General features: G+C 69.3%; 1 pseudogene. It reads left to right on the forward strand.

Going from position 1 to position 316, the window contains the following annotated elements:
- Positions 1-316, forward strand: a pseudogene (locus R5H29_RS14470) (TonB-dependent receptor); the annotation flags it as partial.

A 316-nucleotide genomic window follows, 5' to 3' on the forward strand; every position in this document is an offset into this window, starting at 1 on the left:
TTCCAGCCCGATATCGTGTTCCGCGGCTATACGGCAAGTCCCGCGGCGGGTGGCGCGCAGGGGCTGGCGGTTTACGTGAACGGTGCGCGCTTCAACGATCCGTTCGGCGACACGGTGAACTGGGATCTGGTGCCGGCCGCCGCGATCGATACGGTGACGCTGGAGGCGAGCAATCCGGTATTCGGCCTGAATGCGCTGGGCGGCGCCGTGAGCGTGCGGCTGAAGGACGGGTTCTCCGCGCCGGGGGCAAGCCTGACGGCGATCGGCGGGTCGTTCGACCGGGGTTCGGGCATCGCCGAGTACGGGCGGGCGTTCG

Origin of the sequence: Stenotrophomonas sp. A3_2 (assembly GCF_036624925.1) — a bacterium.
Classification (GTDB): domain Bacteria; phylum Pseudomonadota; class Gammaproteobacteria; order Xanthomonadales; family Xanthomonadaceae; genus Stenotrophomonas; species Stenotrophomonas hibiscicola.